This is a genomic window from Streptomyces sp. ISL-11 (assembly GCF_018614525.1).
In the GTDB taxonomy this organism is placed as follows: Bacteria; Actinomycetota; Actinomycetes; order Streptomycetales; family Streptomycetaceae; genus Streptomyces.
This window is the reverse complement of the sequence record NZ_JAGGOL010000118.1, coordinates 23,402-30,675: the sequence shown is the minus strand read 5'-3', so window position 1 is coordinate 30,675 and position 7,274 is coordinate 23,402. Positions and strand designations below refer to the sequence as shown.

Annotated in this window: 6 protein-coding genes and 1 pseudogene; 3 read left to right on the top strand and 4 right to left on the bottom strand. The window is 72.0% G+C overall.

The window, feature by feature from the left end; genetic code table 11:
* Positions 1-746 (bottom strand): annotated as a pseudogene (locus tag J7E86_RS22700) (PucR family transcriptional regulator); the annotation flags it as partial.
* A gap of 213 nt (positions 747-959) precedes the next feature.
* On the opposite strand from J7E86_RS22700, the gene J7E86_RS22695 reads away from it, so the two are divergent.
* Positions 960-1,886: a proline dehydrogenase family protein gene (locus J7E86_RS22695; RefSeq protein ID WP_215083606.1), complete on the top strand. Its 927-nt coding sequence runs from the start codon at positions 960-962 to the stop codon at positions 1,884-1,886.
* Between the two features lie 54 nt (positions 1,887-1,940).
* A complete protein-coding gene (gene pruA / locus J7E86_RS22690; protein WP_215083600.1) occupies positions 1,941-3,572 on the top strand; it encodes an L-glutamate gamma-semialdehyde dehydrogenase in 1,632 nt (543 codons plus the stop codon).
* Positions 3,573-3,678: 106 nt separating this feature from the next.
* Here pruA and J7E86_RS22685 read toward each other — a convergent pair whose 3' ends face one another.
* Both J7E86_RS22685 and J7E86_RS22680 read right to left on the bottom strand, forming a co-directional pair.
* Positions 3,679-4,038, bottom strand: a complete 360-nt coding sequence (locus J7E86_RS22685) for an SH3 domain-containing protein (RefSeq protein ID WP_215083598.1) — start codon at positions 4,036-4,038, stop codon at positions 3,679-3,681.
* 184 nt (positions 4,039-4,222) lie between these two features.
* Positions 4,223-5,104 carry a phosphatidate cytidylyltransferase gene (locus tag J7E86_RS22680; protein WP_215083596.1) on the bottom strand — a complete coding sequence of 294 codons (882 nt, stop codon included), beginning with the start codon at positions 5,102-5,104 and terminating at the stop codon, positions 4,223-4,225.
* Positions 5,105-5,455: 351 nt separating this feature from the next.
* Between J7E86_RS22680 and J7E86_RS22675 the strand changes: the two genes are divergently transcribed.
* Positions 5,456-5,611, top strand: a complete 156-nt coding sequence (locus J7E86_RS22675) for a hypothetical protein (protein WP_215083594.1) — start codon at positions 5,456-5,458, stop codon at positions 5,609-5,611.
* Here J7E86_RS22675 and J7E86_RS22670 read toward each other — a convergent pair.
* Positions 5,598-7,238, bottom strand: coding sequence for a metallophosphoesterase family protein (locus tag J7E86_RS22670; protein WP_215083592.1), 1,641 nt, complete (start codon positions 7,236-7,238; stop codon positions 5,598-5,600). The two genes, J7E86_RS22675 and J7E86_RS22670, sit on opposite strands and share 14 nt — an antisense overlap.
* Between the last annotated feature and the right edge of the window lie 36 nt (positions 7,239-7,274).

Here is a 7,274-nt window from a genome sequence, read left to right as displayed (position 1 = left end):
AGCCGGATCAGCGCGGGGAGCGCCGCCGAACCGTCGGGCAGGGCGTCGGGCACCGCGCAGAGCGCCGCGACCCCCGACTGCGAGGCGAGCGCCGAACCGGTGCCGTCCGCCGAGGCCGGCTCGGCCTCGCCCGGCGGGCCGTCGGAGTCGCCCACCGCCTGCCACGGCGCCACCGCGACGACCGCCAGCGGCCCGTCCGCCGAGGAGCCCAGAGCCTCCCGCAGCGCGGCCCGCGCCGCGTCCCGCCCGGCGGGCCGGCCGCTCAGCAGCTCCCTCAGCAGCTCGCCCAGCTCGGCACCCGCCCGGGCCTCCGCGGCCAGCAGGGCACCGATCCGGGCGGCCGTCTCCATGGCCTGCGCCAGCCGGGGGTCGGCGAAGGGCACGCTCAGGTCCAGGCCCGCCAGATGCTCGTCGTCCAGCAGCCACACATAGCCGTGGACCACACCCCGATGGCGTACGGGCAGACAGATGCGGCCCTTGAACACCCCCGCCGCCGGATCGGGCGGGATCCGCAGCGGCGCCTGCGCCCGGGCGATGCCGAACGCCTCGAACCACGCCCGTACGGCCGCCGTCGACCGGCGCTGCAGGATCGAGCGGGTCCGCACGGGATCCATGGTCAGTTCGAGATCGTCGTCACCGCCGTGGGCACCGAAGGCGATCAGGCCGAAATCCCGGTCCTCCAAGGTCGCGGGCGCGCCGAGCGCCGCCGAGATCTCGTCCACGAGCTGCTGATAGTCGCCTCGCATCCGGGCGGCGCTCCTTTCCTCTCGCGTCCCTGACCGGTACCTCACGAACGCCCGCGTACCAACGGAAACCCATTGTCATACATGTGTCTGAGATCCCGGCCACGGATGCGTGACAGCTGTCGATGGCAGCGGGCCGTCGCGATCTCTAGGTTTCACGATGAGTTACTTATGCCGTCTCCCGCAGGGGAGCCGGCCGTCATCGTGGAGGTGCCCGTGCTGGGTCCCGTGATTCTCGCCGCGTCGCGCAGTGACAAAATGCGCCGCTTCGTTTCGGCTGCCCCGGGCACCAAGCAGGTCGTCGACCGCTTCATCGCCGGCGAGACCGTCGACCAGGTCGTCCCGATCGTGCGGGACGCGGCCGCCAAGGGCCTTGAGGTCACCCTGGACGTCGTGGGCGAGGACATCACCACGGTCGAGCAGTCGCACGCCGCGCGCGACGCCTATCTGGAGCTGGTCGAGCGCCTGAAGGAGCTCGGCCTGGGCGCGAAGGCCGAGATGTCGGTCAAGCTCTCCATGTTCGGCCAGGCCCTGGAGGGTGGCCACGAGCTGGCCCTCGCCAACGTCCGCCCGGTCGTCGAGGCCGCCGCCGCGATCGGCACCACGGTCACGCTGGACGCCGAGGACCACACGACCCTGGACTCGATGTTCGCCATCCACGAGGAGCTGCGGAAGGACTTCCCGCAGACCGGCTGCGTCATCCAGGCCTACCTCTTCCGCACCGAGGACGACGCCCGCCGCCTGGCCGCGGCCGGCAGCCGGGTGCGTATCGTGAAGGGTGCGTACAAGGAGCCGGCCTCCGTCGCGTACCAGGACAAGGCCGAGATCGACAAGGCGTTCGTCCGCATCGTCAGGACCCTGATGACGGGCGACGGCTACCCGATGATCGGGTCGCACGACCCGCGGCTCATCGCGATCTCGCAGGAACTGGCCCGGCAGGCCGGGCGCAAACTGGACGAGTACGAGTTCCAGATGCTGTACGGCATCCGCAGCGAGGAGCACGTGCGCCTGGCCGCCGAGGGCCACCGGATGCGCGTCTACACGGCGTACGGCACCGACTGGTACGGCTACTTCATGCGCCGCCTGGCGGAGAAGCCCGCGAACCTGCTCTTCTTCGCCCGCTCCATCCTCACCAAGGGCTGAGCACCCCCTCCCCGACCCCCTCCCCGAGACCCCCCGATCGAAGGAGACACGGCCATGGACGCTGTGACCCAGGTCCCCGCCCCGGTCAACGAGCCGGTGCACAGCTACGCGCCCGGCAGCCCGGAGCGCGCCCGCCTCGAGGCCAAGCTCAAGGAGCTGGCGGCCAACCCCATCGACCTGCCGATGACCATCAACGGTGAGAAGCGGATGGGCGGCGGCGAGCCGTTCCAGGTCGTGCAGCCGCACAACCACGCGGCCGTCCTCGGCACGTTCCACAACGCCACCACCCAGGACGCCCAGGACGCGGTCGACGCCGCCCTGGCCGCCGCCCCGGCGTGGCGCGCGATGTCCTTCGACGACCGCGCGGCGATCATCCTGCGCGCCGCCGAGCTGCTGTCCGGCCCCTGGCGCGAGACGCTGGCCGCCTCCACCATGCTGGGCCAGTCCAAGACCGCCCAGCAGGCCGAGATCGACACCCCGTGCGAGCTCGTCGACTTCTGGCGCTTCAACGTGCACTTCGCGCGCCAGATCCTCGCCGAGCAGCCGGTCGCCAACTCCACCGGTGTGTGGAACCGCAGCGACCACCGGCCGCTGGAGGGCTTCGTCTACGCGATCACGCCCTTCAACTTCACCGCCATCGCCGGCAACCTGCCGACCGCGCCCGCCCTCATGGGCAACGTCGTCGTCTGGAAGCCGTCCCCGACCCAGACCCACGCCGCGGTGCTGCTGATGCAGCTGCTGGAGGAGGCCGGTCTGCCCAAGGGCGTCATCAACCTGGTGACCGGTGACGGCCTCGCCGTCTCCGAGGTGGCCCTGAACCACCACGAGCTGGCCGGTATCCACTTCACCGGCTCGACCAAGACCTTCCAGTACCTGTGGAAGACGGTCGGCAACAACATCGAGAAGTACAAGTCCTACCCGCGCCTGGTCGGCGAGACCGGCGGCAAGGACTTCGTCGTCGCCCACCCGAGCGCCGACCCGGCGATCCTGAAGACCGCCATGACCCGCGGCTCCTTCGAGTTCCAGGGTCAGAAGTGTTCGGCCTCCTCGCGCGCCTACGTCCCGCGTTCCCTGTGGGAGAACGGCCTCAAGGAGGAGTTCGCGGCCGAGGTCGACGGCATCACCATGGGTGACGTCACCGACCTGTCGAACTTCATCGGCGCCGTCATCGACGAGCGCTCGTTCGCCAAGAACAAGGCCGCGATCGACCGTGCCAAGGCCGACCCGACCTGCACGATCGTCGCCGGTGGCACGTACGACGACTCGGTCGGCTACTTCGTCCGCCCGACGGTCATCGAGTGCACCGACCCGGCGAACGAGGTCTTCACGACCGAGTACTTCGGCCCGATCCTCGCCGTCCACGTCTACGAGGACGCCGACTTCGACGCGATGCTGGCCCAGATGGAGTCCGTCTCGGCGTACGCGCTGACCGGCTCGATCATCGCCCAGGACCGCTACGCGGCCGCCGACGCGATGGAGAAGCTCCGCTTCGCCGCGGGCAACTTCTACATCAACGACAAGTCGACCGGTGCCGTCGTCGGCCAGCAGCCCTTCGGCGGCGGCCGTGCCTCGGGTACGAACGACAAGGCCGGTGCCGCGAGCAACCTGATGCGCTGGACCTCGACCCGCTCCATCAAGGAGACGCTGGTCCCGCCGACCGACTACCGCTACCCGCACATGGGCTGATCCGCCCCTCCCATGAGCCCCGCCCCCGACCGGCCCCCCAGCCGGCCGGGGGCGGCGTGCGTTCCGGGGCCACGGCCGGCCGCCGGACCGGCCGTGGCCGCGGGTCCTACAGGCCGCCGCAGTACGGCGGGATGATGTTGGCGTGGGCCACGTAGCCGCGGGTGCCCTTGGGCAGACCGCCCTTGCTCTTGGCCTTCAGCTGGACGTAGTCCCACTTGCCGGACTTGCCGAGGATGCGGATCGGGTCACCGAAGTAGAGCTGGCCCTTGACGGAGCCGGACGTGCTCGCCTTGGTGCGCAGCCGGGTGCCGTCGGTGTAGATGGCCGCGTTGTCGGCGTTGCACGGCTTGGCGGCGGCGGCCACGCGCTGCGGCGCGGCGGCGGGGGTGGCCGCCTGGGCGGGGGCGGCCAGGGCCGCGCCGCCGATCAGCGCGGCCGTCGTGAGCGCGAGGGATATACGACGCACGGAATCGTCCTCCGGTGGTGGTACGGGATGACATCTGGACGACGCACGCGAGGCGTGGTCGAACAAGATCGCGGCAATCGCCGCGGTGATCACCCTAGGTGCCGCCCGGCGACGCCCGGATGGCGGTTTCGTCACGCCCCTGTCACGGCCCGGCGCGGCGGCGCGCCCTCCGGCCGCCACGCCGTCACAGGATCACCACCATCGCCAGTGACAGCGCCACCAGCAGCGATCCGGTGCGGTCGAGGAGGCCGCCGACGCCCGGCAGCCAGGTGCGTGTGTCCTCGACACCGGCCTCGCGCCTGAGCAGGGACACGAGCGGACCGCCCACGACGCAGCCGCCCAGCACCGCGGCCCACAGGGTGACCGTGAAGCAGCCGGCCACCTCAAGACCCGAGGCCACGCCGATGCCCGCGGCCAGGACGGCCGCCCACGTCCGGTCGGGGGCGTGGGCCGACAGTGGCCGGGCCAGGCCGCCGCCCAGGCGCGACAGGAACCGGCCCCCGCACCAGGCGCACACCTCGCCGAACGCCACCGCGACGCCCACCGCGACCGCGGTGCCGTGCAGCACCACCAGTCCGCTCAGCGCGACCGGGATCCACACCAGTCCCAGAACCGTGCGCGCCGCCCGCTCGCCGCCCCGGGCGCTGTCGCCGGAGAGCACCGCGGGCAGCACGCCGGCGACGAGCAGCACGGCGAGGAACCGCAGGTCGAAGGCGCGCGGCGCCGGCACCCCGTACGCCAGGAACGCCATCGGCGGAAGCAGTACCGCCGCCGTGCCCAGCACCGCCCGCTCGCCCCGCCCCAGGCGGGCCAGGCGCGCGTACTCGCCCGTCGCGATCAGCCCCAGCACCACGGCCAGCACCATCGCGCCGATGACGCCCAGGCACAGCGCGCCGAGGAAGAGCGCCGCCCCCGCCGCCCACGTACGCCACCGGCGCCACAGCGCGGGGCGCGCCGCGACCCGGGCGGGGACGGCCGCGACGGCGACGCCGCCGACGCCCAGGGCGCCGGCGACGACGGGTATGGAGCGGGTGAGGACCTCTTCCGCTCCGATCAGGATGGTCATCGCGCCTGCCGGGATTCGAGGGTGTACGGGCCGTTCATGGCACCACTCTCACCCATGCGCGGGGCGGCCCCGGACGGGCGCCGGCACGCGCCCGTCTCAGATAGTAGGAAGACCGAGTAATTGTGCAGACAGCGTCGCGCGGCTGTCCTAGCGTGGAGGAAGCCGAACGTCCCGCTCCATCGAGCGACCGGCGGCCGCGGCCCGGTGCCCTCGCGCAGGTGATCCCTGCGGCACCCCGGCTCCCGCCCCTCTTCCGGCTCCCGTACCGACGTCCCGGGGTTCAGCACGACTCGGAGCAGCTCACCGGAGCAGCTCATGGAAGCAGCGCACGCAGGAGGAGATGTGACTCCCATGGCCGAAACCGCCGTTCGCAGGATCCGCCGCGCCGCCCGCGGGACCGGCACCGTCGACCGCGCCGTCGACCGCGAGACCGACCGGGTGAACGCCGCCGCCGCGCTCCAGCGGGCGCTGGACCGCCGCGACAACGGCGGCGTCACCGGGCACTGACCCGGACCGCCGGCCGGGGGTGCCGTGCCGCATACCGGCGCGGGCGGACGACGTCGAAGTGGTCGATCCGGCGCCCGCTCTCGGCCAGCGCGGTCACCCGCAGCCGCGGCCGGCCGCCGGGTGCGGCCGGCTCGGCCTCGACGGCGAGGAAGGAGAACCCGGTGTAGCGCACGCGCGACCACTCCACCGTCTCCCGCTCCTTCACCCGGCCCTTGCCCCAGTGGTAGCTGTCGACGCTGTCCAGGTCTCTGACGTGGCCTTCGTAGCTGTCCGGCACGGGGAAGTCGTACAGCGACTTCCCGGCCCCGCCGGCGGTGACGTACACGATGCCGTCGCGGGCGGAGTCCACGGTCGCGCCGATCGGCACCTTCCGGGACACGTGCGTTCCCCGGATCGCGTCCGTCCGCTCGTAGACGTGGTTGTGGCCGTTGATGACCAGGTCGACCTGGTGCTTCTCGAAGAGCGGCACCCATGCCTGGCGCACCGCGCCGTCCGACGCGTGGCCCTTGGTCGTCGAGAAGGCGCAGTGGTGGAAGAAGACCACGAGGAAGTCGATGTCGCGCCGGCCCCGCAGCTCCCGCAGGCGCCGGTCGAGCCAGGCGGTCTGCTTGCCGTGCGTGTAGCCGGAGTTGGCGGTGATCTCGTACGAGATGTCGTTGCCGTCGAGCGCGACGACGCCGACGTTGCCGTAGACGAAGGAGTAGACGCCCGGCGCGTGCCGCGGGTCGACGCCGTTGCGCGGCAGCGTCCAGCGGGCGCTCTGGCCGCCGTAGCCGGTGGGGGAGTACCACGCCTCCATGTCGTGGTTGCCGGTCGTCACCATCCAGGGCACCGACTTCGCCACCGACTCGGTCTGGGCGAGGAACTGGTCCCACACCCGCGCGTCGTAGACGTCCGACGGCTTGCCGGCGCCGCTGTCGTCGGCGTAGCAGATGTCGCCCGCGTGGAGGTGGAAGGCCGGGTTCTGGCCCAGGATCAGCTGGTCGTTGGCGAGTGCGTCGTAGCTGACGCCCTGGTCGCCGAAGGCGGTGAAGACGAACTTCTCCGGATGCGCCGGGGCGGTGCGGAAGGTGCCGATGGTGGAGAAGTGGCGCGGGTCGGTCGGGTCGTAGCCGTCGTGGCCGACGCCGTAGTAATACGTCCTGCCGGGGCGGAGGTTGTCCAGCGCGGTGTGCAGGTAGAACTGGTCGACGGCCGGCAGCTTCTTCGGCAGCGCCGGGGTGTGCAGGTGCCGCACCTCGGCCTCGATCCGCTGGCTGAGGTCCCAGGGCTTCAGGCCCACCCGCACGAAGGGGCGCCGGACCGCGAACGGCACCTGCCAGGAGATCCGCATCTCGGTCTTCGGGTCGGCCCCGAAGGCGAGGTGGCGGCCGAAGGGGGCGACGAGGCCGCCGTCCACCTTCGTGGTGGCGGCCGGGGTCAGCAGGGTCGGGGAGAGCGGCTGGGCGTACGCGGCGGTGCCGCCGCCCAGCAGGCCCGCGCCCGTGACGGCCCCGGCGGTTGCGGCGCCCGCCCGGAGCATGCCGCGGCGGGTCGGCCTCGCCACGGTCCGGAGGTAGTCGTGCTGCTCCGCCATCGTCATGCGGACGGCCAGGTGCTCGGGGATACCTACCCGTGGTGTGTCCATGTCGTGAACGTGCCAGGAATTTGCGGCTCCGACACC